Raw genomic sequence first — 26,563 nt, 5'->3', positions numbered from 1 at the left:
AACAAAGGATTAAAATAAATTTTAGATAAGACGATAATATATGTTATCTAAGTAAAGAAAAATGGCCTTTTATTTCTTTAAATTCGGCTATTCTAATCCTGTACCAGTATTCACCTTCTGGTAATTGCTGGCCGTTAAAACTTCCATCCCATTTAAACCCTGCACCACTGCCCGTAGTGATTAAGGTTCCGTACCTATCAAAAATAGCAATTACAGAGGCCGAAAAATAGTCAACGCCATTTAAATTAAAATTGTCATTATAGCCATCCCCATTTGGAGTGATCACTTTTGGTATTACAATATGCGGAAATTCTAAATTTACAATTTTACAATTAGCTAAATCCCGCATAAATGCTGTATAAATGCCTCCATCAATATTTTGAAATATATTGGATCGCTGGTAATTGATCCCGTCTAGACTATATTCAAATTCCCCTTCATTTTGCGGCATGATCCTAACCGACCGATCATCTGAAGTTACTTCGGCGATCTGGGCATCATCAACCAGGCGTACTTCAAAAGTTTTGATACTGGAACAGGATTCAGGAGAAATCACTTCAACACTATATATTCCAGGGGCATCAATAACTATCTGAGCGGTTGTTTCGCCAGTACTCCAATTATACGCAAGATTAGGAAGTTTAGCCTCTAAAATTAAAGTACCCTCGGGACAAATTTGCAACATTTCATCTGCTACAACCGGAGACTCGTTAATCGTTAACCTTACTGCCGTACGTTGACTCACTTCGCAATCATAGTCTTTATAAAAAGCTTCCGCATAATAAGTACCTTCCCTTTCGGATTGAAATGAGGTTCCTTCCGCTATTCTATTTCCACCTGTTTCGGCATCATACCATGCGATTTGCTGTTCGCCGGTTGCGCGAACCGATAACGTGGCCGCCCCCAGATTATCGCACCAGTCTACATCACCAGCAGAGACCGGTGCTGTAGGACTTTCTATAAACAGAATACTAAATTCCTCTGAAGCCGAGCTACAGTACACATTAGACAAATTTACCGGATCTTCAGCTACTTTTACCCGGTAGTATGTCGTTTTGGTTATATTGGAAGCGCTGTATAGGCGATTTGTTGCTCCTGGAATATCTGCAAATTCTTCACCTTCTAAGCGTGATTGCCACTGGTAAAAATGATCCTGGTACACCGAGTTATCGGGAGTTGCGGTTAAGGTATAGTTGCCGGGAGAGTTTTCTTCACAAAGTCCAATTGCTGTAGTTTCGGTATCCGGACCTTCAATAATTGTTAAATCTCCACAAGACCTAAAGACAATATCATCTATAGCCAAATCATTCCCACATCCCCCTTCTCCATTATTATAAATCTTAAGGATCACCTTTTCCTGTCCGGGTTCTGTTTGAAAAGTCAGGCCATATAGATCCCATTGCGGACTGGTAGTTGAAGGAATGTTTCCTGTATCACCGCTATTAATTAGTTCTGTATTGGTTTCATCCCAAATTTCAAATCGTACATTAATAGGTATACCTCCGTTTTCACAAATATTGCTGGCGCGATCGTAAACATTCATTAAGAATGCAGAAAATTCGTAGGTCGTATTCTCACATAAATTCGGAATGTCGATTTCAAAAAACAATCCTGCTTCGTAGCTGGCATTTACAATCATCGCATTTCCATTAGATACCGTTGTTTGCGGAAAATAGTTATGCCAGGAATCGCTTTGTATATCTAAATTTGAAGATACGGTATAAGAACCGTCCTGCGGACTTTGCGCTACCAAATTATAAGTGGTGTATTGCTGAAATGAAGCTCCTGAATTGGAAAAATCAAACTGAAATATAGGATCTCCTTTACTTCCTCCGCAAAACCCTAATTGGGCCTTAGCGGGAATAGCAAAACTTAAAAACAAAAAAATGATGAATAGCCTCATACTAAATCGATAAAGCTAAAAGTAGTATTTAGTTTTTAAAGTTAATCGAATTGTGAAGATAATTTTAAAAATAAATATGAATTTGGCCAATCCTGACTTTCAGAGTGTAAGGCTATTTTTACTATCCGGTCTTCAAACTCATTTATGATCCCATTTTGTAAAATATATTTCACCGCTTCTTCATAAGATTTATACATCGATTTGTAGAAGGCCTCTTTGATATTGGAACGATCTTCGGAAAAGGTCTGGGCAATTTCGATATTATACAACATCAAATCTGCCGTCTTTATAGGGTCTACACCTAGTTTTTTAAAATGTTTAATAAACTTTTGCGCTACAGAACGTCTGGCTTTGGGGCGCTTTCTCCTATTTTCGGGAAAATATTCCTTACTGATCTTCACCTTCGCGTTTTCAATAAGTTTTCTTTCATTAGGATTAAAAACAAAATTATAGAATACTTTTACTTCATCTAAGCGTTCGTATAGATCGATAATTTGCTCTTCCAGGTCTTCTTTATCAAGTTCTTTCAGGTATTTTTTAAGGGCTCGTTTACTCATTGTTTAGATTGAAGTGGTTTTAAAAACCGTTTTTCTGATGTTTTTAGAAATATCCAGTAACCACTGTAATTGATTAGTAATTAATTGTGCCTCCTGAAGTTGAAGACGCATATCATGATCTGCAAGTGCTTTCCCGTCAGCAATTTCCTGGTTTCTAATTTTCACTAATTCTTCATATTTCTCATCCAAACGCGATTTTGCTTCTTTCAGCAATTCTACATTGGTTTTCTTTTGCTCGGCCTGAGCAATTAGACCTTGTTCTGCATTATTTAAACTATGTAAAATCTGCTTTACGAATACTTCAAAATCTTTAGAAGCCTCTGTTGTATTATGGTTTCGTATATACGTTCCCATCGATGCCAAGGCAGATAAGAAGGTTTGATTTAAACTTACCAAGCGATAAATTAAGCCAAGATCTTTTTGTTTGGATTTAGGTTCCTGCGTCATCCGTTGAAAAGCTGCACTAAGATTTCCCATCTCGAGAAAAGCTTTTTTTCTCGAGAGCTTATAACTTGTAGGCAGCTCCCCTTTTTTATGATAAAACCTATCGATTTCCAAAAAATATTCGCGATTGGCAGCAATACTGGTCGCGATAACATTCTTAATATTTTCAGCTTCCCAGGCCGGCCATAAAAAAAGATTCCCCAAACCTGCTAATGCAGCTCCCACAAAAGTGTCTATGATCCTAAATTCTATCACCTTAATGACATCTGGTTTTAGCAGTGCGTAGATAAAAATGATACTCAAGGTAATAAAAACTGCAGCAGTCCTGTAATTTCTTTGAATGAGTGAGAATGCCATAGTTAAAGATAATAAACCTAAAGCACCGTATATATACGTATTTTGAGTAATAAAAACAATGATAATTGCAATCACTCCGCCTATCAAGGTTCCAATAATCCGTTCTTTGGTACGTGATTTTGTGAGTCCGTAATTGGGTCGCATAATCACTACAATGGTCAATAGTATCCAGTACGCATTTTGTATAGAAAAGAATGCACCTATAGAAAAGCCTACTAAAACCACCATGGCCAGTCGTAAAGCGTGTCTAAAAATAGGAGAACCGAAATTGAAATTTTCCTGTAGGGTTTTAAAGGAGTATTCTTGCGGTGTTATAAACTTAACCACTTCTTTATGCTTCATAAAAATGGCATTTCCCTGCTTAAGATCATTAACCACTCCAAAAATAGTATTAATCTTATGGGATTGTCTTTCCTGATAATCAAAGAGGTTATGTAACATTAAAACATGCTCTCTTTTTTGGGTAAGATCAATTTGATCTCGATAGCGCTTTACGGCCAGGCGAGATTTTTCAATATATTCCGAAATTTTATTTTCAGGCACTGCTTTTTTACTTTCAATAGATTTTGCTACCGCTATAAGCTGAAGTCCCAGGTAATGAGTAACATCACTAAAAATCTTTAAAAATTCCCTATCCTCTTTAAACAGAAAATCCATCCGCTTGTAATTCACTGGATTTGCCATTCCCAATTCAAGAATGTCTACAAGTTCTATAAAAACCAATAAACGCTTTCGTGCATAATTAGAAGTTCCTGATAGTTTTCTTGAACTTATTAAGACCTCCCGTAAACTCTCATGTTTTTGGTTAAGTTCGTTTTGCAGATCAAAAAGTTCTTGTTGTAAATCATGTCTTTTTTCAATATTAAGAATCAGCTGAGAACGTACCTGTAAATACTCCCCAGTAAGTGCTAGACACTGTGCCAGTAGTTGTTCGGTTTCATGTTTGGGATTTATAAAATGCCATAATAAACTTAGTGATAAATACCACAGACCTCCAGCAGAAATTAATAGGGAATGTTGCCAAAGCGGCATTGAGGTATCTACATTGGCAAAACTAAGCACAACCGCCATTAGTCCGGCAAAAGCAACCATTGAGGCTCTAAACCCGTATACTGCAAGGTAGGAAATCGCAAAAACCATAATTCCTACTACTGGTATCGTAAAATAAATATTGCTGGAAGCGTATCCTATTATAAGTGAAGTTAACCCCGCCAGAAAAGCTGCGCTAATGACCCCTACAATTTTATGCTTTAATGTGCCAATAGTATCACTTGGTGCAGTAAGCAAACATCCCACGGCTAATGGGACCCCTATTTTCGATAATCCAAGGGCATTAAAAATTCCGATTGCAGATCCAATACTAATCGTTAAGATTAAAGCTTTAGTAAAATCTGTGCTGCGTAAAAACTTTAAAATGGAATCCAATAACTCAGAAAGTTGTTTTATCAATGCGCCTGTTTTAGGTGATTAGTTTGTAAAAATACAAAGTTACCAAATTAACTTTTCTAAATGTTAAATAGAAACTAAAGCCTGCATGTTTTCAATACTGGGTTTCTTCAATCTTCGTTGCATTTAAGCATTAAGGATAAATTATGACTTGGTTTTTGGTGGTCGTTTGAGATTGCTTTAATTTCAAAAAAAATTGATATTATGAATAAGGTTATCACATTAAAAGAACGTCCTTCCGGCAAACCGGATGAGAAAAATTTTGAGTTAAAAAAAGAGGAAAAACCAGCACTTGAAGACGGGGAAATTTTATTAGAATCTAAATATATCTCTGTAGATCCTTATCTAAGGGGTAGAATGCGCGATGAAGATTCATACATAACGCCATTTAAGTTAAACGAGCCATTGTCTTCTATGGTGGTTGCTAAAATAGTGGAATCTAAAAATGATGAATTTCAGGAAGGAGATCATGTAAGCGGTATGCTACAATGGAAACAATTTCAGAAACATACCGGCGAAGATTTAAATAAAATTACGAACAAAAAAGTGCCACTTTCGGCCTATCTAGGTATTCTTGGACTTACCGGTTTAACGGCTTACCTGGCCTTAAAAAATATTGGGAAATTAAAAGAAGGGGAAACTTTACTGGTTTCTGGAGCGGCAGGTGCCGTTGGCAGTGTTGTGGGACAGATTGGAAAAATTAAAGGTTGCCGCGTGGTGGGAATCGCGGGCACCGATGAAAAAATAGACCATATAAAATCTGATTTTGGTTTTGATGCGGGTATCAATTACAAAACTACTGAAGATATGGCTAAAGCTATTAAAGAACATTGTCCCGATGGTGTAGATGTTTATTTTGATAATGTTGGAGGAGAAATCTTAGATGCAGCGATGCAAAACATTAATGATTTTGCCAGAATCATTAATTGCGGAGCCATTTCTATATACAATAAAGAGGAAGTTCCAAAAGGAATGCGTTTAGAAGGTATTATGGTAAAAAAACGTGCATTAATGCAGGGATTCATTGTAAGGGATCATGCTGATGAATTTCAGGAAGCCATTAAACAATTAGGAAGCTGGTTGGCAGATGACAAGCTGAAGTTTGATGAAACCAGGCGAGAAGGGTTTGAAAATGTACCAAAAGCTTTTATCGAAATTTTTGAGGGAAAAAATACCGGTAAAATGCTGGTAGAAGTTTAAAATAATCTGATATCAACATAAAAAAGGCTCCGATATGTTATCGGAGCCTTTTTGCTTTTCTCTATAATCGAGATTAAATATTCAAAAACTTACTTCAATATAAAAAGTAAGTTGAGACCTCTTGGGCTTGTGAGGTCTTTTACTATCGTTATTGTTGCTGCTGCGTTGGCATCACATACACTTCATTGATATTAGCCCTGCCCGGTTGTGAAAGTGCGTAATAAATAGCTTCAGCGATATCTTCCGATTCTAAAGGCGTTAATTCCTGTAAACTGGAAACAAAATCTTTTTTAATTTCTTCATCGGTAATGGTATCAGTTAATTCGGTATCCACTGCGCCAGGTTCAATAGAAGTTGCTTTAATGCCAAAGTTTGGTGCTAATTCCATTCTTAGGCCTTCCGTAAACATTTTTACTGCTGCTTTTGTTGCACAATAAACAGCACCACCGGGATATATTTTATTTCCGGCAGAAGATGAAATATTTATAATATGTCCGGATTTTTGTTCTTTCATCGTCGGTAAAACAGCGGCTACACCGTTTAGTACGCCTTTAATATTTACATCTACCATGGTATTCCACTCATCGGTATGTAAATTCTTAACGTAAGAAAGCGGCATTAGTCCTGCATTATTGACAAGCGCATCAATACTCCCGAATTTACTTTTGGTTTCACTTACTATTTTTTCAAAATCTTCTTTTTTAGTAACATCTGCAGTTACCACCAGTGCTTTACCACCCTCTTTTTCGATCGCTTCTTTTAATGATTTTAATCGATCTTCCCTTCTGGCTGAAATCACCACATTAGCACCTTCTTTTGCTAATTTTTTTGCAGTAGCTTCCCCTATTCCACTGGAAGCTCCGGTAATGATCACTGTTTTTCCTTCAATTTTCATAATAATTTTTTTTGTTCATGCTGAATATAAGCACAACTATACTTTAGCCCAAAATTGTGTTTTAGATTTAGCGCACATTTAACGCTGCCTCACTATTCTTGTTAAGAATTTAAATGTTGTTGAAGATGTTGCGCTTTACTACAGGGTAAAACTATTTAGAAACCTCCAGATATGCTTTAATTTCGGTCACTGTTTTTCTGGCCGAGCGGCCAACACCAATTAAAGTTGCCGAGGCGAACCCCGTCCATTGTCCAAAACCTACAAGCCACAAGCCATCGCCATATAAAGCTGCTGTGCCTTTCGTAGCTATTTTTCCGTTTTGCTGAATTTCAGTAATATTTTTCAGATAATCTGTAGCATAGCCAAAACCTGTACACCATAATATGATATCAAAATCTTCCCATTCTCCATTTTGCCATTGTACGCCAGTTTCGGTAAGCTTTTCAATATTTTTGAAATCTTTATAAACTCCGCGATCTCTTGCCTCTTTCACCTGTGGAACCATAACAATACTACCGATGTTGTAGTTTTGTGGCTTAAACTCTTTGCCCTCCTTTTTGGATTTATATTTTGCTGAAGCCTGGTCAAATAAATCTTTACCATCTACATCATCAGGTAAAAATTCGGGAGTATTTTTAACCGCCCATTTCGTTTCAGTCTCTTTTGAAAGTTGTGCCAGTATCTGAGCTCCGCTATTCCCCTCACCTACGACCAAAACTTTTTTATTGATAAAATCTTCTGCTTTACGATACTTCGAAGAATGGAGTTGTTTTCCCTTAAATTTTTTTATTCCGGTGACTTCAGGAATTAGTGGTTTGGATTGTGTACCGGTAGCTGCAATGATAACTTTAGATTTGAAGTTTTCCCCGGTACTTTTCAGAAGGTATAATCCGTTTTCTTTTTCAATATTAGTGATTTTAACACCTCTTTTTATCGGTAAATCATAACGCTTTTCATATTGGCATAAATACGCTATTGTTTCTTCTTTAGTAGGATATTCGTTTTTGGTCTTTGGCATAAGCCAACCCGGTAAAGAACTATGCTGAGCCGCAGAGAACAAGTCTAAATGCTCCCAGTTTTGTCCCCAGGAACCACCACAATTTTTATTAGCATCTAAAATGATATAGTCCAGCGAAGTTCGTCTTAAATAATAGGCGCAGGCAAGTGCACTTTGCCCTCCACCAACAATAACAACATCATAAATCATCTAACAACACTCCTTTCCGATGATATCCTGCTGAAAAAAGCTAACAAGTACATCACGAATTTCACCCCATTTTTTTTCGTTTATGCAATAACAAACACGAGTTCCTTCAATATCTCCTTTGATAACACCAATATTCTTTAATTCCCGAAGGTGCTGTGAAATAGTGGGCTGGGCCAGGCCAATCTCCATCACCAGATCCCCACAAATACAACTTTTGGATTTGATGATTTGCTGCAGTATAGCAATTCTAGCCGGATGCCCCAAGACTTTGGCAATCGTGGCAATTTGATTCTGACTTTCACTAAAAATTTCTGATTTTGTAACTCCCATAGCCTAAGCCTGTTTTTATTAACACCAAAAGATATGATATCGATCGAGATGCTCTTAGTGATACTTTAAAATTCTGAAAAGATCTTTAGGTACCTACCAGAGGTGCCCTAAAAATTATTAATTGCAATATTACGATAATATTGGCAGTAAAAAAAGCTGCTCTAAAAAGCAGCTTTTTTTACAAAATTTAAATCTGACGATTATTTTTTTGGTGGTTGAGATGGTCTTACCTCAATTTTACTTGGTAAAGTTCGGGGATTCATTTTCATTAAATCCACTACCAGTTCGCCAATATCTTCTTTCTGTATTTTCCAGGCGTCTTCATCACTTGGCGTGTGTCCGTTAAAATGCGTGGCCACAGATCCCGGCATAATCGTACTCACTTTTACCCCTTTTTGTCTTAAATCTAACATTACTGCCTGAGAAAAACCGGTTAAACCAAATTTACTGGCGTTATATGCTGCACCACCAGCAAAGTAATTGGTTCCTGCCAGACTTGAAATCGTAACGATATAACCTTCGGTTTTTACTAATTCGCTTAAAGTAGATTTCACGCTATAGAATACCCCGGTAAGATTGGTTTCGATCGTAGCATTCCATTCTTCAGGAGTCATATCTTCTATAGAATTAAATTTTCCTACTCCGGCATTAGCCACTAAAAGATCTATTTTTCCGAATTTATCAACGGCAGACTGTACTGCTTTTTGCTGACTTTCATAATTTCTAACATCAGCTTCTAAACCAATAATTTCTCCTTTACTTTCTAATTCTTTTGCAGCTTCACGGGCGGCTTCCAAAGAACGGCTGGTAATTGCTACCTTAAAGCCCTGGTTTAACAGTGCTTCTGCAACTCCATAGCCAATACCTTTACTCCCGCCAGTAATAAATGCCACTTTTCCTTTTAAATTATTCATAACTAATTTCTTGATTTTTTATTTGAAATTTGCTTTAGAACTAAAGCTAATAAAGAAGCTATGGCGTTTAAAATTATAATTGGTAATTAATTGTTAATTTTAAATCTAAAACCTTTATTAATTTTGGTGTTAAATAGTTTCAGAACTAGCATAAAAAAGTATTTTTGCAAAAACTTGATTTCTTACTACTACAAATAAATACACTGATAATTTGAAACCTTTAGAAAACATAAAAGCTCAGAAGCTGCTTAATAAGATTCAGCGAGATTTGATGCGAAACGGAATTATTACCAATACGCTGATCGACGACTTAAAAGAACTTAGAAATTATGTGGTTGAAGAAGGACAGCCACTACTTGCCAAAGTGATTCGATTAACTTTCGAGCATGTAGAAGAGTATCAGTCATTTAACATTGCCATTCCTGAAGACGATCCTATCGAAGATGATGAGGAAAATCAGGAAGTTCGCGTGGAAGATGAAGTAACTGGGCAGGAAAGCCTTGCTTACCTTTTATCTTTGATGGAAGATCATACCAATAGGGTAAATGAGATTGAGTTGCGCGACTATATACAGGCATTTACAGAATACGCTGAAGAGAATTAAAAAACTTCTTTGCCTGTTTACATCTGTATTAACCAGATCAATTTCTTAAAAGATAGCTGATGAAGAAAGATGCGAAGTCTAGGAAAAAATCAAGACTGCGCTTAATGCACCAATACTACAAGTATACCGGTTTTTATAGTTTTGTTTGGAAAAGTATCAAAAAAGCTATTTTACCCATTATATTATTTGTTGGTGCTTTATTTGCTTTAGACCGTTTTGTCATTGATATAGAAGATACTTTGGTGATGGTAACCCAAACCTACTCACCTATCGTCATCCTAAGCATCTTTTTTGCCAGCGAATCACTATTAGGATTAATTCCGCCTGAATTGTTTATCGCCTGGGCAGGCAAATCTGTTAGCCCCATTTTATATTTATCTTTTTTAGCAGTTGCTTCTTATGTTGGAGGAATTGTTTCTTATTATATCGGCCGGGGTATTACTAAAATACCAAGCGTTCACGAGGCCATGGAATTAAAATTAGCACAGCATATTAAAAACACCCGAAAATGGGGTGGATTTTTGATTATCGTGGGGGCTTTATTGCCTATTCCTTTTTCTATCACAAGTATTGCTGCAGGGATTATTAACTTTCCATTTAGCAGTTACTTAATGTTTGGCTTGCTACGATTTGTTCGTTTTTATCTATATGCCCTTGTAATTTTCGAAATGGTTTAACGCTTTATAACATTTTGAAGCATAAGGAGGTAAACTTGTGCTAAAAATTTGGAACAACATTTTTTATTAGAGTACATTTAGAATTACCAACTAAAAAAACAATCTAAATGAACTCAAAATTAAAGAAAATTGCACGTACGGGATATGTGGCAAAAGGATCGGTTTATGCTATAACAGGTATACTTACTTTCTTAGCCGCTTTTAATATGGGCGGACAAAAAGCCGGAAAATTTCAGGCTTTAGAATTTCTGGAAAAACAATCTTTTGGAAACGCGATATTAATCGTAATGGGTATTGGTCTTTTATGTTATGTTATATGGAGGGCCATACAGGTATTTCAAGATCCTGAAAATATCGGCAGCGATAAAAAAGGAAAAGTGAAGAGAGCGGCCTTTGGGGTAAGTGCTTTGATTTATCTGGCTTTGGCCGTTTCTGCATTTATGAAAGTAATAAATGCCGGAGGAAGTTCCGGAAGTGGCAGCCAAAGTCCTGGTTTTATGACCGGCCAAGTTGGAGTCTTTATATTTGCAGCTATCGGGATTGCAGTTATTGGAGCCGGAATCAACCAGATTAAAAAAGCTTATACGAAAAGCTTTCTTTCCAAATTTGATTACAAGTCAATTTCAGAAGAAAAGAGAAGGAAAACCATTAAAAATACCGGTTTAATGGGGCTTATTGCCCGTGGGGTGATTTTCTTTATTTTAGGTTACTTTTTTATAAGGGCAGCCATCGAATCCAATACTTCGGAAATTAAAAGTACTACTGATGCTTTTTCCTTTCTTCAGGACTCTTCCTATGGTCAATACTTATTAGGAGCGGTGGCAGCCGGATTGGTGTGTTATGGTATTTATATGTTTATGATGGCTAAGTATCGTAAATTTAAAGCTTAAGTTAAAGTGAGTTAAACTAAAACTAATTGTTTCAATAACTTAATCACATAGCATTACATTAGTCGAAAATTAATAACTAACCAAAAAATTAAACGATGTCTATTTTAACAATCATTCTGAATATTCTTTTACCACCTCTTGCAGTGTATATGAAACACGGTGTGGGCACTACTTTACTTATCAGTATTGTTTTAACTATTATTGGTTGGATACCTGGTGTAATTCATGCCTTTTTAGTGAATGGTACGAGATAATTATTGAAAATAATTATAAACAAAAAACCGGCTTAAAGCGCTTAAAGCCGGTTTTTTTATATATAAAAGATTCTCATTAATCTAGATCTTCTTTTTCTTTAACTCTCTTCTCCCATTTCCATGCACTTGCTAAAGCGGTATCAAGATCGGTATCGGCTTTCCAGCCTAAAATTTTATTAGCTTTAGTAGTATCGGCATAAGCCGCTATTACGTCTCCTTCCCTACGCGGCGCTATTTTGTAATTCAATTTTTCATCTGTAGCGTTTTCAAAAGAATGGACTACTTCTAAAACCGAACTGCCCTTTCCTGTTCCCAGGTTAAAGACCTCGTATTTTGGCGCTTCTTCATTTTCCAAAAGTCTGGTTAACGCAGCTACATGAGCTTCTGCTAAATCCATTACATGAATATAATCTCTAATACAGGTACCATCTTCAGTTGGATAATCATCTCCAAAAATGGATAACTCTTTGCGTTTGCCAATGGCCGTTTGTGTAATAAACGGAACTAAATTTTGAGGAGTTCCGAGAGGTAGCTCTCCTATTTCAGCCGAATGATGCGCTCCAATAGGGTTAAAATATCGCAGAGAAATTGCTTTTAATCCCTCAGCAACTTTGCAGCTATCTATAATAATTTCTTCACCTATTTGTTTGGTATTTCCGTAGGGAGATTCTGCTTTCTTTACAGGAGATTCTTCTTTTATCGGTAACTCATCAGCTTGTCCATACACTGTGCAGGAGCTGCTAAAAATAAAATTCGCTTTGTCTTTTTTACTTAATTCCTGAAGTAGATAGATTAATGAGGCAAGATTGTTTTCGTAATATAATAACGGGTTTTGCACACTCTCACCTACTGCTTTAGAAGCTGCAAAATGAATCACGCCTTCAATATCAGTATATTTTTCAAAAAAATCCCTTACAGCACTTTTCTCTCTAAGATCAAGTTTTTCAAATTCAGGTGTTTTTTCCGTAATCCTGGTTATTCCGGCTAATACGTCGATAGAAGAGTTAGACAAATTGTCTATAATGACAACATCATAACCTTTTTGTTGAAGTGCGACCACGGTATGTGAACCAATAAAACCAAGGCCTCCGGTCACTAATATTTTTCCACTCATAATTTATGGTTGATTAACCTGCAATTTAATGAAACTATAGGAAATAAAGAAGCTGCTTGGGCATCTTAATTGTAATATAATACAGGGCAATTATCGATGATCTTAAACAAAATTCATTTACAAAGACTTATATTTGTAGTCAAAATTGTGGACATGGATAAAGAAAAAGTTATTCGTTTATTTAAGATCATTAGCACCTTAGAGGCCATATCATTTTTAGTCTTATTACTGGTTGCCATGCCGCTCAAATATATTTGGGAAATGCCAGAAATGGTGCGTATGGTAGGAATGGCACATGGGGTATTATTTATTCTATATATCCTGGGCGCCTATTATTTATATGAAATTTTAAATTGGAAACTAAAGCAGCTTTTTATTGTAGTACTGTGTTCAGTTTTACCCTTGGGACCATTTTATGCTGAAAGAAAATATTTATAATGATTCAATTAAATGAAGATATAAAGCAACTATCCTGTTTGCTTGAAGATTTTTTACTGAAAAATGGTGTTAATTATAATATTGCTCATTACGCCAATCTATTGCTTAATATTCTTGTATTAATCCTAATTATTCTTGGAATTAATTATCTTATTAAGCGCTTTGTAATACAAACATTTAAGACTTTTACAGATAAAACAAAAACAACTTTTGATGATTTTTTGATTCAAAGTAACTTTCCGCGGTATGTAGGTCAGATCTTACCTTTAATGGCGCTTTATTATCTGATGCCTATCATTTTCGTGGATTATTCGGCAATACTAGCTATTTTCGATAAACTCTTCGATCTTTATGTAATTATCCTGGTTGTCTGGATATGTAGAAGTATACTAAGAACATCCAAGCACTACCTAAAAACCTTACGTCAGTTTAATGATAAACCGGTAGATAGCTATATTCAGGTAGTCATGATTTTGGTTTGGGTCATTGGGCTCATGTTTATTTTTGCTGAAATTACCGGAGAATCTGTTCGCAGTTTCATTATTTCTTTAGGTGCGGCTTCGGCAGTTCTAATTTTAGTATTTAAAGATACCATTCTTGGATTTGTCGCCTCAATTCAGGTTGCCGTTAACGATATTGTTAGAATTGGTGATTGGATTACTTTTGATAAATATGGTGCCGACGGTAATGTGACCGAAATAAGTCTTGCCACCGTAAGAGTTCAAAACTGGGATAACACCTTTACTACGATTCCGACCTACAGCTTAATTTCAGAATCTTTTCAGAACTGGCGAGGTATGCAGGAATCTCCCGGTCGTCGAATAAAAAGAGCGGTTTATATTAAGCAGAATTCCGTGAAATTTATGACTTCTGAAAATTTGGAAGAACTTAAAAAGGTGGCTCTCATTAAAAAATATATAACGTCAAGACAGGAGGAAATCAATAAATTTAACACCGACAATAATATTGATAAATCGCTTCCTCTAAACGGGAGAAATCAAACCAATTTAGGGATTTTTAGAAAATATGTTGATTCTTATTTAAATGAACATTCTGCCATTCATAAAGAACTTTATATCATCGTAAGACATCAGGCCCCTACAGATAAAGGGATTCCGATCGAAATTCTGTGTTTTAGCCGTGATAAAAGGTGGGAAAACTTTGAATATATCACTGCAGATATTTTTGATCATGTGATCGCCGCCATTCCTTATTTTGGATTGCAGTTATTTGAATCCCCCTCTGGAGACGATATCACAAAATTATACGGATTTCAACAAGAGAATTAACCTAACTTAAACATAGCGGCTTAGCTTTTTAGCATAAATTGCTGGATATGAAACTACGCCGCTTTTTTCAGATCTTTGGTATTCTTACCATCGTGCTAACTATTTTTCCATTTGTTGCCGCCGATTACTGGTGGATTCGTGTTTTTGATTTTCCACATGTTCAATTAACAGTCCTAACTATTGTAGCCTTATTACTGTATTTTATCAAATTTAATTTTCGATGGATAGAAGACTATATATTGGTTATCGTCCTTCTAATATGCATCGTGGTACAAATGGGTAAAATTTATCCTTATACCCCGCTTAGTCCAACCGAAATTGGAGATAGTGGTAACCATAAGAAAAGTATCAAATTGCTCACCGCAAATGTTCTACAAAAAAACAAAGATCACCAGTCCATATTAAAAGAAGTAGATCGTTTAGATCCAGATCTTTTGATCCTGGATGAAGCCAATTTAAAGTGGGTTAAGGACATTTCACCCTATCTTTCTAAAGTATATCCCTATAAGAAAGAGGTGCCTTTAGACAATACTTACGGAAAATTATTTTATTCCAAATTTAAACTCCTAGATCCTAAAGTTCATTTTATGGTAGAAGACAGTATCCCTTCCATAGATACAAAACTGCTTTTTGGGGGAGACACCCTACAGTTCTATAGTATACATCCAACCCCGCCCATGCCTCAGCATAACCCGAGTTCCTCAGATCGCGATGCTGAAATGATGAAAATCGCACTTAGAACTTATGATGCCCACTATCCGGTGATTGTTATGGGGGATTTTAACGATGTGGCCTGGTCCCAAACGACCAGGATTTTTAGAAAGGTTGGCGGCTTACTGGATTTACGTATTGGCAGGGGCTTCTTTAATACTTTCAGTGCTAATAACTTTATTATGCGGTGGCCATTAGACCATGTTTTTACTACGGAAGAATTTAGGGTTAAACGCATTGAAGTCGGACATGATATTGGCTCTGATCATTTTCCCGCCTTTGCCGAAATCACTTATGAACCGGAAAGGGCACAGGAACAAATACCTGAACCACCCACTGAAAATCAGCTAAAAAATGCCAGAAAGCAAATTAAGGCTGAACAGGAAGAAGACCAGGAAAAAGCTGAAAAAAATATGTAATAAATGATTTTTCAAGAACCAAACCAGATAGAGGACATCACCGAGGCAACAAATACCTATTATACTACTTTCATAAAACAGTTGCCCGGGATAGGATTCGGACTTTTATTGATCATTCTAGGTGTTTTAATAGGTTCAGCAATAGGTAATTTCCTAACCAAAAAAATTGCCAAACGAACCCATGATCCGTTGATGAGCCGTTTTCTTGGAAAAGCGATTAAATTTATTATTATCGTAGTTGCCATTATTCTGGGATTAAAAGCAGCCGGTCTTGGGGCCATAGCCACTGGGATTTTTACGGCTGCTGGTGCAAGTGCATTAATTTTGGGGTTTGCATTTAAAGATATAGGAGAAAATTTTATATCAGGTATAATACTAGCCTTTAATCGACCTTTCAATATTAATGATACCGTAGAAATAGGTGCTAATTTTGGAAAAGTCAAAGCATTAGAGTTTAGGTATACCAAATTAAAAACTTTTGATGGTAAAGATGTATATATTCCAAACAGCGATGTTCTTACCAAGCCTGTTACCAATTATACCGAAGACGGATTTTTTAGATGGGATTTTATAATTGGTATCGCCTATGAAGATAATATTGATGCCGCCAAAAAAGTAGTTATGGAAACTCTTGCGAAAGAGCCTACTGTAATCGAAGATGATTTGCACGAAAATTTTGTGATAGAAGACCAATTAGCAACAAGTACCGTGAACTTAAAAGTTTTCTTTTGGGTAGATACTACCGATTTTAGAAAAATGGCACTTATTACCAAAGGGAATGTGGTTAGAACCATTAAAGAAGCTTTAGAAGAGCATGGTTTTTATATGCCTGCCGATATCCAGGAAATCAAACTTTATGGTGGCCAGAAAGAATTTCCCGTACGACTGGCAAAAGAAACCCACAGTGATTAAATTTATTTATCGGCCAAACGATCTTTTACAAATTCTACTCGTGTTTTTCCATGAGGTTTTGGTTTACCGTTTTCATCCAGTGCCACCATAACAATTTTATCTACCATAATAATCGTTTCACGAGTCATCTTATTTCTCACTTCACATTTTAGCGTTAAAGATGCCGATCCGAATTTTACGACCTCAATACCTATCTCAATAATATCTCCCTCTCTGGCCGAACTTCTAAAATCGATCTCACTCATATACTTGGTAACCGTTTTAGGGTTTTCTAATTGAATGATACTATAAAGTGCACATTCTTCATCGATCCATTCTAATAAACGACCGCCAAAAAGGGTTTGGTTTGGGTTTAAATCTTGTGGTTTAATCCACTTTCTTGTATGAAAATTCATTTTTATTTTAAAGTTAAAAAGAAAATAGCCATTGCAGCGTCATACTCAATTCTGAAATAAAATGGTGAAATAGAATTAATATATAGGAACACATGGCATTTATGACATTATAAATATTGATAAGCAGTTTTTACAATTTCAGAATGATCGAAAGCTAATTCTGGCAGATTGTCAATTTCAAACCATTCCGCTTGGGCAGCATCATCGTTGCCATGGAGTTGCTCTTGGCAATGAATCAAGCTTAGATACACTATAGAAATAGTGCGCCCCCTAGGATCCCTTCCCGGTTTTCCAAAGGTGCCTATTTGTTCATTTTTTTCAACGACTAAACCGGTTTCTTCCTGTAGTTCTCTTTTCGCAGCTTCGGATAGTTCTTCCTCCTGCTCTACAAATCCACCAGGTAACGCCCATTTGTCTTTAAAAGGCTCATTCTTCCGTTTTACCAGCACAAGCTTAAATTTTTCCTCTACTTGGCACAATATTACATTATCAACTGTTACTGCTATCTCTGCTCTCATCTCATTTATTTTTTGAAGCTAATGTTTGTGGGATCATAATATCTGTCCCAAATTTTTTATTGAACTTTTCAATAAAATAAGCGGAAAGTAAAGGCGAAGCTTCCTCCAGGTTTTGGTGTACATAAAAATATAGCTGCTTTAATCCTTGCTCGTACCACTCTCCTATTCTTTCCAGCCAATCATCTAATCGTGTATAATCGGAGGGGTGGTTAGCGCCATTATAGCGAATAAATGCCGTGGCATTGGATAAACGCATGTGAAGCAAATCTCTTCTTCCGGCAGCATCTACAATGACGCTGGCTAAATTATATTTTACTAATAAATCATTTAATTGATTCGCTATATCTCGATCATTATACCAATCGGTATGACGTAGTTCTACGGCCAGTGGGATTTCTTTTGGCCAGTGCTTAAAAAATGGTTCCAATCGTTCCATCCACTTAGGCATAAAATTGTCTGGCATTTGTAAAAAACAACAGCCTAATTTCTCTTTTAAAGGCATCATATTGGAAACTACGTCGTCCACAAGCCTTTCAGTATCATTGAGGCGCTTAATATGACTAATGATCCTTGGAATTTTAGGAGAAAACTGAAAATCTTCAGTAGCTTTCCCATACCAGGTCTCAAATTGAGCATCCGGAAAAATTCGGTAAAAAGAAGCATTTAATTCGATCGCATTAAACTGTGTTGCATAGTACGAGAGTTCATCTTTCGTTCCTCTTGGGTAAAAATTTTTAAGATCCTGCCTGTTCCATTTAGCACAACCAATTCTTACATTTTCAAATTTGCCCTCTTCATACCTGTTTAATACCTCTTTTGTTTGAGGGTGATCCGGAGGAAGCGTAAAATCTACGTTCCCCGGATCGTCAACCTTTCCAAATTTCATGGATATGTTTTTAAATTAATATTTATTAAAATATACGGTCTTTCTATTTATAAATTCCTGAATACCATGCGAAGAAAGTTCTCTGCCATATCCAGAGATCTTGGTACCACCAAAAGGTAACCTGGGATCACTTTTCACCAGCTCGTTTACAAATACAGCTCCATCCTCAAAGGCCGGTACGATCTTCTCTGCAAATGTAAAATCTTCGGTAAAAATAGAAACTCCCAAGCCAAAGTCAGAATAATTGACCAGATCTATTGCTTCCTGATCTTCTTTAAAAGTAGTTACCGCCATGGCTGGTCCAAAAGTTTCCTGGTCGAAAACAGGCATTCCTTTTTTGACATTTGTAATAATGGTTGGCTCAAAATAAGCTTTATCTCTTTTTCCTCCTAGCACTATTTTTGCCCCCTGTTTTACAGAATCCTGAATTTGTTTTTCTAGATCTTCAGCGAGATCTTCACGGGCGAGTGTTCCTATAAAGGTATCTTCATCCATAGTATCCCCACTTTTTAACTCTTTTACCTGCTTCACAAATTCCTCCATAAATTCTTCTGCTATACGCTCATGAAGTAACAGGCGTTTTCCGGCAATACAGCTTTGACCAGTATTTTGAAATCTTGCCTGTACACATGTTTTAACGGCTTCTGCAATATTAGCATCTTTAAAAACGACCAGTGCATTACTCCCCCCAAGTTCTAAAACAGATTTCTTAATTTCACTTCCTGCAGTTGCGGCAACGGCACTACCTGCCGGTTTACTTCCGGTTAAGGTTACGGCTTTAACGCGTTTATCTTTTAGAATATCCTCTATTTTACTGCTGGATATCACCAAATTTTGAAAACAACCATCGGGAAAACCAGCTCTTTCAAACACCTTTTGGATATTATTTGCAGAACGCATCACATTACTGGCATGTTTTAATAAGCCTATATTACCGGCCATAAGTGCAGGAGCGGCAAATCTAAATACCTGCCAGAAAGGATAATTCCAGGGCATAATAGCTAAAACAATACCAATGGGTTCGTAACTTACATAACTTTTTTGAGCATCGGTTTCAATGATTTCCCTTGCCAGATGATTTTCAGCGTTTTCAGCATAATATTCACAAACCCAGGCACATTTTTCTATTTCGGCTAAAGCCTGAGTTATAGGTTTTCCCATCTCCTGAGTAATATCTTCAGCATAGGATTGTTTATTATCGCGCAATTCTTTTGCTGCATTTTTCAAAAGTTTACTTTTTTCTGAAAAACTTACTTTTCGCCAGGTTTTATAGCGATCATCTGCCTTCTTTATGGCATTATTTATTTCCTCTTTAGTGTATTCTTTAAATTCTTCTATGACTTCTCCTGTATAAGGATTTTTTGAAGTGATCATAACATCATTTTTTTGTTCTTATTAAAGGTAATAAGAAGCGCATGGTGAATAGAACGATTAAGAGGATTTTAACTGACTTTATCACTTTTTAAAAGTCATTTTCTCTAAAACAGAGGACTTATATTACCCAAACGCTAAACATAACGGAATAGTAGAAAATTTGTTAATTGTTTATAACTGGTTTACAATTAATTTTACCGACATGATAAAGCGTCTTATTTATTGTTAATTTAGAACAAACGCCTTTATTATGAATCCACGCGATTACCAATTACTCCAATTAAGGCCAGAAATCCCATCAGCAAAGATTTCAAAGAACATGAGTTCAGAAGAAAAGTTCCAAAACGGAACGCTTAGGCCCATTGTTAAACTTCAAAATGATTTATTTGTAGAAGCATTCAGGAACTATATTACCAAGCATAAAAATGCGTTTTATGAACTTGGCCTTCAAAAGCGTATTAGTTATATTGAAAATACTATTCAGCGTGATATCAAATTTCGAAATAGTTTAAAGGGAATGGTTATAGGCCAGTTTACCATTGAAGAATACCGTACATATATTGAAAATTCTTCTGCTTTAAATAAGCGAATGATGAATTTGGTAAAGCAAAGAATACAAGACAATATACAACTTTTAGAACGCGATATGGCGTACTAATAGTCCTATAATGATAGTAATAGAAAAACTCATAAGTGTCCCGATAAGCACATATTCTGTTTGTTTACGGGCACTTGCTTCGTTTTTATCGGCAAACCGCAAAATTGATTTGGCAGCGATTAAAAACCCTATTGCCGAGAAGTTATCGGTTAAGATAAAAGTTAGTACTAAAATACGTTCAAAAATACCTATATAGCGTCCTGCTGCTTTTAAGCTAAGAGGTTCTTTTGTATTGTTTAAAATTTCATCATGCCATTTCTCAGTAGCTTTTCCTATAATAAATCCAACCGGAAAAATAATAAGTAAGTACGCAATAAGGACAGATAAAAAAGGATTGGAATCTAATAACTGAATAAACCCGGGCCCAATTTGCTCGAAACTGGAACTAAGGTATAACCAGACGATTATAATTATTATAATGTGTAGTAATTGATCTAATAAGAAGTATTTAAGATTGTCCTTTTTTTGATTCAGCTTCCAAAGATCGATGACATAATGGGTAACACTTATAACAATTGGAACAAAAATTTGATCCCAGTCCCTTAAAAGTAAATAGGACAGAAAACCGGCTAAAAATGCATGAAGATAAAGGAAAATAGATTTCGCTTTTTTCTTTTGCTTTTGTTTTACCCCTTTTGAGGTTTGAAATACAAAATCAGTAAGAATATGCGCTAAAAAAAGTTGTAGAAATATCATACATTTCCCTTAAAAGTTGCTGAAATTTTTTCTTCAAAACGCTTTAACAATCCTAAAATAGGATCCCATCCTGCTGCTTTTTTTCTTTGATTAACGGCACTTTGACTTATCCCTAAAATCTGTGCTATTTTTTTTTCTTTGTAGCCCTGAAGAAGATAGTAAATCACTTCGGCTGAAGCAGTACTCCAACGATCTGCAATAAAATCAAAAAGGGCTAAACTGGTATCAAATTCAGCATTGATATCCAGGATCGGTGTTTTTAACATCATTTTTCTGGAACCCGCTTTCATATGATCTAAAGTCCTACCGGAAAGTTGAAAAGCTTCTCCATTACTTTCAGAAATTTCGTCCCGTTTTAAATCAAAACTACCAATTCCTATGGCTAGTTTCAAATCTGCTTTAATAATGTGCGAGTTCTGATTGAATTCAAGTTTATTTAGCGCTGATTTCAGTAAAAAAGAGCATAGCAAAGCTTTTTCAGGCCTATTAACAATCCCCTGAAGGCTATCACCACGATAAATACGAAAATTACTTTTCTTCTCCTCTAATTTTTCTTCAAAATATTCAAATTGCATTTGTAGCATTTCGATAACCTGCTCCAAAAATTTAGTCTTATAGGAGGACGAATCGATTAAGTCGGCGGTTAATACTGCAATCATACTTCAAATATAGAAAATATAAGCCAAATATCTAATGTTAAATAAAAATAAGTCTAATAACTTATAATTAATAATTATAAGTATTTAAGCTTATATATTGTAAATACAAACATAATTGCATACTAAATTTTTACTAATTCTTATCAAAGGGAAAAACAGATACCTATTTTTAAGTAATAACTAAAAAAACAAATATGAAAACGAATAAGAAAGAGCTATTTCTAAAATCTCTGGACGCGATTAACGACAAAATCGATCAATACCAAAGCCGAATGGATCAAATCAAAGAATCCATGGAAAACAATGATATTAAGACGGATTACGATGAAGATAACAAGGGGGAAATGCTAAGTAATTTTGAGAAAAACGCAGGTTATTTAAGTGAAGCTCAAGAGCAAAAAGAAGATCTTAGTAAAATTGACCCTGAGTATAAAAATGAAAGAATTGGTTTTGGTAGTGTAGTGGAAACCAATAAGAAGTACTACTTCGTTTCCATAGCACTTGGAGAAATAAGTATGGAAAATGGAAGCAAAATCTTTGCAATTTCCACAAAGGCTCCAATTTATAAAGCGCTAGAAGGCAAAAAGAAAGGAGACACCTTTACATTTAACGGCGAGGAACATGAAATCACCGGGATAGCATAAAATTTTATTCCGGGTATTCAACTCTTAAATGATAGATATTCTTAAGTTTTCGCTTAAGAATTTTCTTTATCATCTGGATTTCTTTAAATGTAATATTAGCATTTAAAAACTGGCCTTCTTCCATCTGTTTATTGATGATCTTCTCAACAAAACCATCAATAAGTATGGAAGTAGGCTCTTTTAAACTTTTGCTTGCCGCTTCTACACTATCACACATCATTAGAATAGCTGTTTCTTTACTAAAAGGAATAGGTCCGGGATATTTAAAATCATCTGGATTTACATTATCATCGTCCTCCTTAGCCTTCATATAGAAATAATAGACTGTACTTGTACCATGGTGGGTACGAATAAAGTCGATCACCCGGTCTGGCAAGTTATTTTTACGAGCAATTTCTATCCCTCTAATCACATGATCAATGATAATTTCAGCACTTTCCTCCGGAGCTAGATCGTCATGAGAATTCACCGATGAAACCTGGTTTTCTGTAAAATACGTAGGATTTTCCATTTTCCCGATATCATGATATAAAGCTCCTACCCTAACCAACATGGCATTTGCATTAATTTCGTTAGCTGCGGCTTCAGCGAGATTAGCTACGTTTAAAGAGTGATGAAACGTGCCCGGCGCTTTTTCTGACAATTCTTTAAGTAAAGAACTGTTGGTATCAGAAAGTTCTAAAAGCGACATATCTGAAACCATTCCGAAAATTTTCTCATAAATATAGATAAGCGGCTGCACAAACAATGTGGCCAGCCCTCCTAATAAAAACGTCAAGAAAACTTCGGATTTTATATCTTCGATAGTTCCTTCCTGAATAATGGTAAAGGCAAAATACGAAATAATATAAACCAGTGTGATCTGTCCTACAGAAATGAATAGATTTGCTCTTTTATATAATTCGGATATCGTAAGGATTGTTACAATCCCTGCGATGATCTGAAGAAACATATACTCATAACTATTAGGCACTATAAAACCTAAAAGCAATACGGTAATCACATGCGTAAACATGCCTAAACGTGCATCAAAAAATGCTTTTAAACTTAGCGGGAGAATACATAGTGGTACTACATATACATAATTTACATCAAAATTCACCACTAGCGTAGTTAACATCACCATAAAGATAATGTTAAAGAAAATAAATGTGACTTTCACATTATTTTCGAAAATGGCCGGTCGGTATTTCTGAATAAAAAGAAGCAGCATTAATAAGGCCATAGCCACCAGTGCACTATAGCCCACGATAATCCAGCTGTAGTTCGATTTACTCCATACCTGTGACTCATATTCAGCCTTTAGTGAACGTAAGATATCATACTTATTGCCTTCTACAACTTCACCTTTGGCGATTACCCTGCTCCCCTGTTCTATATTGCCGCGAGTATAAGAAATATTGTCGAGCTTACTCTGCAGTACACGTTCGGTAAACTCATTATCATAAAACATATTTGGCGAGACACTGTTAAAGAATATTTCCAGAAGCTCGTTGCTAAACCTATCCAGATTAGCATCATAGATTTTTTGGTTAATATAATCTCTAATCTCCCCTTGTTTAAAAACATTTTTATATGGAATTTCAAAGGCTTCATTTCCCTTTCTCAGGTATATAAGATCCCCCGGTTCCATGCGGTCATTTTCCTGAGCTAAGCCGTAGCGATAAATTTCGTCGAGCCTGGAAGTAACAAAATTGGTTATAATACTTCTGTAATTCCCCAGGATACTATCGCTAAAGACTTCATTAATTTCCTCTAATGCACGGTTCTTTACACGATCGGCTATGGTCTTATCGTATTCATAATAAGGAATATTATGAGCGGCGATTTCTTCGCGTTCCAGCTTTAGCTCCTCATCAGATTTTAAAATAGCAAAATCGAATGGGGCGTATAAACTTTCATGCTGCCAAGGTTTTCCCTTCGGAATTTCATATTTGAATTTTCCTCCCTTGGGCAGTAAATAAACAATTAAAACTGCCGTTAGTATGAATAAGAAAACTTTGTAAAAAAGCGCCTGATTTTTGTATAGCTTGTTTACGAAATCCACCATATAAGTCGAAGTATTGGTCAAATGTACTAAAAAATAGTGGTCATTAAATAGGTCTTGCCAAGTTCCTTATAAAATCACTAAATTCGCAAAACAGGAATAGCTAAATTACATAATTATGAATAATGAAGTAGTAATTGTAAGTGCTGCAAGAACACCAATAGGGAGTTTTTTAGGTAGCCTATCAGATATACCAGCCACTAAATTAGGGTCTATTGCCATAAAAGGGGCCTTGGATAAAATAAACCTAAAACCTGAATTAGTAGAGGAAGTACTCATGGGGAATGTAGTGCAGGCAGGTAATGGCCAGGCTCCAGCCAGGCAGGCCGCTTTAGGTGCAGGAATACCAAGCAGTGTACCCTGTACTACCATTAATAAAGTTTGTGCCAGCGGAATGAAGTCTGTGATGCAAGCCGCCCAATCTATTATGCTCGGAGATTCGAGTATTGTGGTGGCTGGAGGAATGGAAAATATGAGTATGATTCCCCACTATCTTCATCTTCGCAAAGGACAAAAATTTGGACCTGCAAGTATGGAAGACGGTATGCAAAAAGATGGTCTTGTAGATGCATACGATAAAAATGCGATGGGAGTTTGTGCTGATCTTTGTGCCAATGAGTATGAATTTTCAAGAGAAGATCAAGATAATTTTGCGATAAAGTCCTATGAACGTTCGGCCGCAGCCTGGGCTGCCGGAAAGTTTGACCAGGAGATCGTTCCGGTTGAAGTTCCACAACGAAGAGGTGAGCCAGTTATTTTTAAAGAGGATGAAGAGTACAAAAATGTACGCATGGACAAAATAAGAAGCCTAAGACCTGCTTTTTCTAAAGATGGAACCGTAACTGCAGCTAATGCTTCTACTATTAATGATGGTGCGGGAGCGGTAGTTTTAATGAGTAAATCAAAAGCCCAGGAATTAGGATTAGAAATTATTTGTACCATAAAGGGTTTTGCCGATGCTGCACAAGAACCAAAATGGTTCACTACCGCACCCGCAAAAGCACTTCCCAAAGCTTTAGCAAAAGCTGGGGTGTCACAGGATGAAATAGATTATTTTGAATTTAATGAAGCATTCTCTGTAGTTGGACTGGCTAATATGAAAATATTAGGGTTATCTGATAAAAAAACCAATGTTAACGGTGGTGCTGTTTCTTTAGGACATCCTCTGGGATGTAGTGGTGTTAGAATTTTAATTACTTTAATTAATGTTCTTAAACAAAACAATGCTAAATTGGGTGCCGCTGCCATTTGCAATGGCGGAGGCGGTGCATCTGCCATGATAATTGAAAGAAATTAATCCTTAAATTAGAAATATACGTCTTTAATGCAATACGGTATTTGCCCTCTAAGCATTGTGCCACTTCGCTTTGCCCCATCTAATGAAAGCGAAATGATTTCACAACTTCTTTATGGAGAACACTTTAAAATACTTGAAGAACGTGCAAAATGGAGTAAAATTCGTGTTGCTTTTGATGCTTTTGAAGCCTGGGTTCAGAATAAACAAATCAAAAAAATAGAAGAGATTGTTTATGAAGATTTGGGCACTCAGGCTCCAGAATTATCGGCTGATTTAATTGAATTTATCATTGATACAAATCAGCAACTCACCCCTGTTCCCATGGGGGCATCTTTAAATGCAAATGCTTATTTAAATCATAAATTCGACGGTCATAGCGTAAGCGGTGTACTGCCAAAAGCACATATCATTCAATCTGCTTTATTTTATCAGAATAGTCCGCATTTATGGGGTGGAAGGTCTCCTTTAGGTGTCGACTGCAGTGGTTTTACCCAGATGGTCTATAAACTAAATGGGTATAGACTGAAAAGAAATGCCGCCGAACAGGCAAAACAGGGGGAAGCATTGAGCTTTATTGAGGAAAGTGAAGCTGGTGATTTAGCTTTTTTTGACGATAATGAAGGTATAATTAACCATGTTGGCATTATGATGCAGGATAATTATATTATTCATGTTGATGAAAAAGTTAGAATAGATCGCATCGATCACTCTGGGATTTTTAATACAGAACTACGCAGGCATACCCATAAATTAAGGGTTATAAAAAAGATCGTTTAAGTTATTTCAATGCCTATCGAATAGTTGTAAAATTAAAAAAGCCCCAAAATT

At 36.1% G+C, this 26,563-nt stretch carries 28 protein-coding genes; 13 read left to right on the top strand and 15 right to left on the bottom strand.

The features are described 5' to 3' along the window. Positions 1-43: 43 nt before the first annotated feature. Genes ZPR_RS12445 through ZPR_RS12435 form a run of 3 tightly spaced genes read right to left on the bottom strand, consistent with a single transcriptional unit; the run spans position 44 to position 4,710 of the window. Positions 44-1,903: a T9SS type B sorting domain-containing protein gene (locus ZPR_RS12445; protein WP_013072044.1), complete on the bottom strand. Its 1,860-nt coding sequence runs from the start codon at positions 1,901-1,903 to the stop codon at positions 44-46. 41 nt (positions 1,904-1,944) lie between these two features. Continuing rightward, the gene (locus tag ZPR_RS12440; RefSeq protein ID WP_013072043.1) at positions 1,945-2,460 is read right to left on the bottom strand and encodes a DUF6155 family protein; all 516 of its coding nucleotides are present in this window, start codon (positions 2,458-2,460) and stop codon (positions 1,945-1,947) included. A gap of 3 nt (positions 2,461-2,463) precedes the next feature. After that, positions 2,464-4,710 carry an FUSC family protein gene (locus ZPR_RS12435; protein ID WP_233421298.1) on the bottom strand — a complete coding sequence of 749 codons (2,247 nt, stop codon included), beginning with the start codon at positions 4,708-4,710 and terminating at the stop codon, positions 2,464-2,466. A gap of 201 nt (positions 4,711-4,911) precedes the next feature. Here ZPR_RS12435 and ZPR_RS12430 point away from each other — a divergent pair, with 201 nt between their 5' ends. After that, positions 4,912-5,907, top strand: a complete 996-nt coding sequence (locus tag ZPR_RS12430) for an NADP-dependent oxidoreductase (RefSeq protein ID WP_013072040.1) — start codon at positions 4,912-4,914, stop codon at positions 5,905-5,907. A 148-nt stretch (positions 5,908-6,055) separates the two neighbouring features. On the opposite strand, the gene ZPR_RS12425 is transcribed toward ZPR_RS12430, so the two are convergent. The 4 genes from ZPR_RS12425 to ZPR_RS12410 form a co-directional block, all read right to left on the bottom strand. Then, complete coding sequence (locus ZPR_RS12425) at positions 6,056-6,802, bottom strand: SDR family oxidoreductase (RefSeq protein WP_013072039.1); 747 nt, start codon at positions 6,800-6,802, stop codon at positions 6,056-6,058. Between the two features lie 151 nt (positions 6,803-6,953). Continuing rightward, entirely contained in the window at positions 6,954-8,009 is a 1,056-nt protein-coding gene (locus tag ZPR_RS12420) for an ArsO family NAD(P)H-dependent flavin-containing monooxygenase (RefSeq protein WP_013072038.1), read from the bottom strand. Continuing rightward, positions 8,010-8,339 (bottom strand): ArsR/SmtB family transcription factor, encoded by a 330-nt coding sequence (locus ZPR_RS12415; RefSeq protein ID WP_013072037.1) that lies wholly within the window; start codon positions 8,337-8,339, stop codon positions 8,010-8,012. It abuts the gene before it with no gap. A 200-nt stretch (positions 8,340-8,539) separates the two neighbouring features. Continuing rightward, the gene (locus tag ZPR_RS12410; protein ID WP_013072036.1) at positions 8,540-9,253 is read right to left on the bottom strand and encodes an SDR family oxidoreductase; all 714 of its coding nucleotides are present in this window, start codon (positions 9,251-9,253) and stop codon (positions 8,540-8,542) included. Positions 9,254-9,464: 211 nt separating this feature from the next. Between ZPR_RS12410 and ZPR_RS12405 the strand changes: the two genes are divergently transcribed. From ZPR_RS12405 to ZPR_RS22970, 4 genes are all read left to right on the top strand, one after another. Then, a complete protein-coding gene (locus tag ZPR_RS12405; RefSeq protein WP_013072034.1) occupies positions 9,465-9,857 on the top strand; it encodes a hypothetical protein in 393 nt (130 codons plus the stop codon). Positions 9,858-9,916: 59 nt separating this feature from the next. Further along, positions 9,917-10,534, top strand: coding sequence for a YqaA family protein (locus ZPR_RS12400; RefSeq protein WP_041578895.1), 618 nt, complete (start codon positions 9,917-9,919; stop codon positions 10,532-10,534). Between the two features lie 107 nt (positions 10,535-10,641). Beyond that, on the top strand, positions 10,642-11,424 hold the full coding sequence (locus ZPR_RS12395) for a DUF1206 domain-containing protein (protein ID WP_013072032.1): 783 nt from the start codon (positions 10,642-10,644) through the stop codon (positions 11,422-11,424). Between the two features lie 95 nt (positions 11,425-11,519). Beyond that, the gene (locus ZPR_RS22970; protein WP_083759765.1) at positions 11,520-11,678 is read left to right on the top strand and encodes a YqaE/Pmp3 family membrane protein; all 159 of its coding nucleotides are present in this window, start codon (positions 11,520-11,522) and stop codon (positions 11,676-11,678) included. Between the two features lie 76 nt (positions 11,679-11,754). On the opposite strand, the gene galE is transcribed toward ZPR_RS22970, so the two are convergent. Then, on the bottom strand, positions 11,755-12,792 hold the full coding sequence (galE, locus tag ZPR_RS12390; protein ID WP_013072030.1) for a UDP-glucose 4-epimerase GalE: 1,038 nt from the start codon (positions 12,790-12,792) through the stop codon (positions 11,755-11,757). A gap of 153 nt (positions 12,793-12,945) precedes the next feature. Between galE and ZPR_RS12385 the strand changes: the two genes are divergently transcribed. The 4 genes from ZPR_RS12385 to ZPR_RS12370 are packed head-to-tail and all read left to right on the top strand — an operon-like array spanning position 12,946 to position 16,561. Further along, entirely contained in the window at positions 12,946-13,230 is a 285-nt protein-coding gene (locus ZPR_RS12385) for a DUF3817 domain-containing protein (RefSeq protein ID WP_013072029.1), read from the top strand. After that, complete coding sequence (locus ZPR_RS12380; RefSeq protein ID WP_013072028.1) at positions 13,230-14,519, top strand: mechanosensitive ion channel family protein; 1,290 nt, start codon at positions 13,230-13,232, stop codon at positions 14,517-14,519. Before ZPR_RS12385 ends, ZPR_RS12380 begins: the two co-directional genes overlap by 1 nt. Before the next feature lie 47 nt (positions 14,520-14,566). Then, positions 14,567-15,649, top strand: a complete 1,083-nt coding sequence (locus ZPR_RS12375; RefSeq protein ID WP_041578893.1) for an endonuclease/exonuclease/phosphatase family protein — start codon at positions 14,567-14,569, stop codon at positions 15,647-15,649. A 3-nt stretch (positions 15,650-15,652) separates the two neighbouring features. Continuing rightward, positions 15,653-16,561: a mechanosensitive ion channel family protein gene (locus ZPR_RS12370; protein WP_013072026.1), complete on the top strand. Its 909-nt coding sequence runs from the start codon at positions 15,653-15,655 to the stop codon at positions 16,559-16,561. Between the two features lie 2 nt (positions 16,562-16,563). Here ZPR_RS12370 and ZPR_RS12365 read toward each other — a convergent pair whose 3' ends face one another. The 4 genes from ZPR_RS12365 to ZPR_RS12350 all read right to left on the bottom strand — a co-directional run bounded on the left by ZPR_RS12365 (position 16,564) and on the right by ZPR_RS12350 (position 19,734). Then, positions 16,564-16,956 carry an acyl-CoA thioesterase gene (locus tag ZPR_RS12365; RefSeq protein ID WP_013072025.1) on the bottom strand — a complete coding sequence of 131 codons (393 nt, stop codon included), beginning with the start codon at positions 16,954-16,956 and terminating at the stop codon, positions 16,564-16,566. A 107-nt stretch (positions 16,957-17,063) separates the two neighbouring features. Further along, positions 17,064-17,474 carry an NUDIX domain-containing protein gene (locus tag ZPR_RS12360; protein WP_041578892.1) on the bottom strand — a complete coding sequence of 137 codons (411 nt, stop codon included), beginning with the start codon at positions 17,472-17,474 and terminating at the stop codon, positions 17,064-17,066. Between the two features lies 1 nt (position 17,475). Beyond that, entirely contained in the window at positions 17,476-18,360 is an 885-nt protein-coding gene (locus ZPR_RS12355) for a DUF72 domain-containing protein (protein WP_013072023.1), read from the bottom strand. 15 nt (positions 18,361-18,375) lie between these two features. After that, positions 18,376-19,734 carry an NAD-dependent succinate-semialdehyde dehydrogenase gene (locus tag ZPR_RS12350; protein ID WP_013072022.1) on the bottom strand — a complete coding sequence of 453 codons (1,359 nt, stop codon included), beginning with the start codon at positions 19,732-19,734 and terminating at the stop codon, positions 18,376-18,378. A gap of 250 nt (positions 19,735-19,984) precedes the next feature. Here ZPR_RS12350 and ZPR_RS12345 point away from each other — a divergent pair, with 250 nt between their 5' ends. Next, a complete protein-coding gene (locus ZPR_RS12345) occupies positions 19,985-20,392 on the top strand; it encodes a hypothetical protein (protein WP_013072021.1) in 408 nt (135 codons plus the stop codon). Here ZPR_RS12345 and ZPR_RS12340 read toward each other — a convergent pair. After that, positions 20,369-21,088: a DUF3307 domain-containing protein gene (locus tag ZPR_RS12340; protein WP_013072020.1), complete on the bottom strand. Its 720-nt coding sequence runs from the start codon at positions 21,086-21,088 to the stop codon at positions 20,369-20,371. The two genes, ZPR_RS12345 and ZPR_RS12340, sit on opposite strands and share 24 nt — an antisense overlap. After that, positions 21,085-21,747, bottom strand: coding sequence for a SatD family protein (locus tag ZPR_RS12335; protein ID WP_013072019.1), 663 nt, complete (start codon positions 21,745-21,747; stop codon positions 21,085-21,087). The genes ZPR_RS12340 and ZPR_RS12335 overlap by 4 nt, the downstream gene beginning before the upstream one ends. A 194-nt stretch (positions 21,748-21,941) precedes the next feature. Here ZPR_RS12335 and ZPR_RS12330 point away from each other — a divergent pair, with 194 nt between their 5' ends. Next, a complete protein-coding gene (locus ZPR_RS12330; protein ID WP_013072018.1) occupies positions 21,942-22,391 on the top strand; it encodes a transcription elongation factor in 450 nt (149 codons plus the stop codon). Between the two features lie 4 nt (positions 22,392-22,395). Here ZPR_RS12330 and ZPR_RS12325 read toward each other — a convergent pair whose 3' ends face one another. Continuing rightward, positions 22,396-24,441 carry an HD family phosphohydrolase gene (locus ZPR_RS12325; RefSeq protein ID WP_013072017.1) on the bottom strand — a complete coding sequence of 682 codons (2,046 nt, stop codon included), beginning with the start codon at positions 24,439-24,441 and terminating at the stop codon, positions 22,396-22,398. Positions 24,442-24,556: 115 nt separating this feature from the next. Here ZPR_RS12325 and ZPR_RS12320 point away from each other — a divergent pair, with 115 nt between their 5' ends. Further along, complete coding sequence (locus ZPR_RS12320) at positions 24,557-25,735, top strand: acetyl-CoA C-acyltransferase (RefSeq protein ID WP_013072016.1); 1,179 nt, start codon at positions 24,557-24,559, stop codon at positions 25,733-25,735. 27 nt (positions 25,736-25,762) lie between these two features. After that, positions 25,763-26,512, top strand: coding sequence for a C40 family peptidase (locus ZPR_RS12315; RefSeq protein WP_013072015.1), 750 nt, complete (start codon positions 25,763-25,765; stop codon positions 26,510-26,512). The last annotated feature ends 51 nt before the right edge of the window (positions 26,513-26,563 follow it).

Source organism: Zunongwangia profunda SM-A87 (assembly GCF_000023465.1).
In the GTDB taxonomy this organism is placed as follows: Bacteria; Bacteroidota; Bacteroidia; order Flavobacteriales; family Flavobacteriaceae; genus Zunongwangia; species Zunongwangia profunda.
This window is presented reverse-complemented; position numbering and strand designations above follow the sequence as displayed.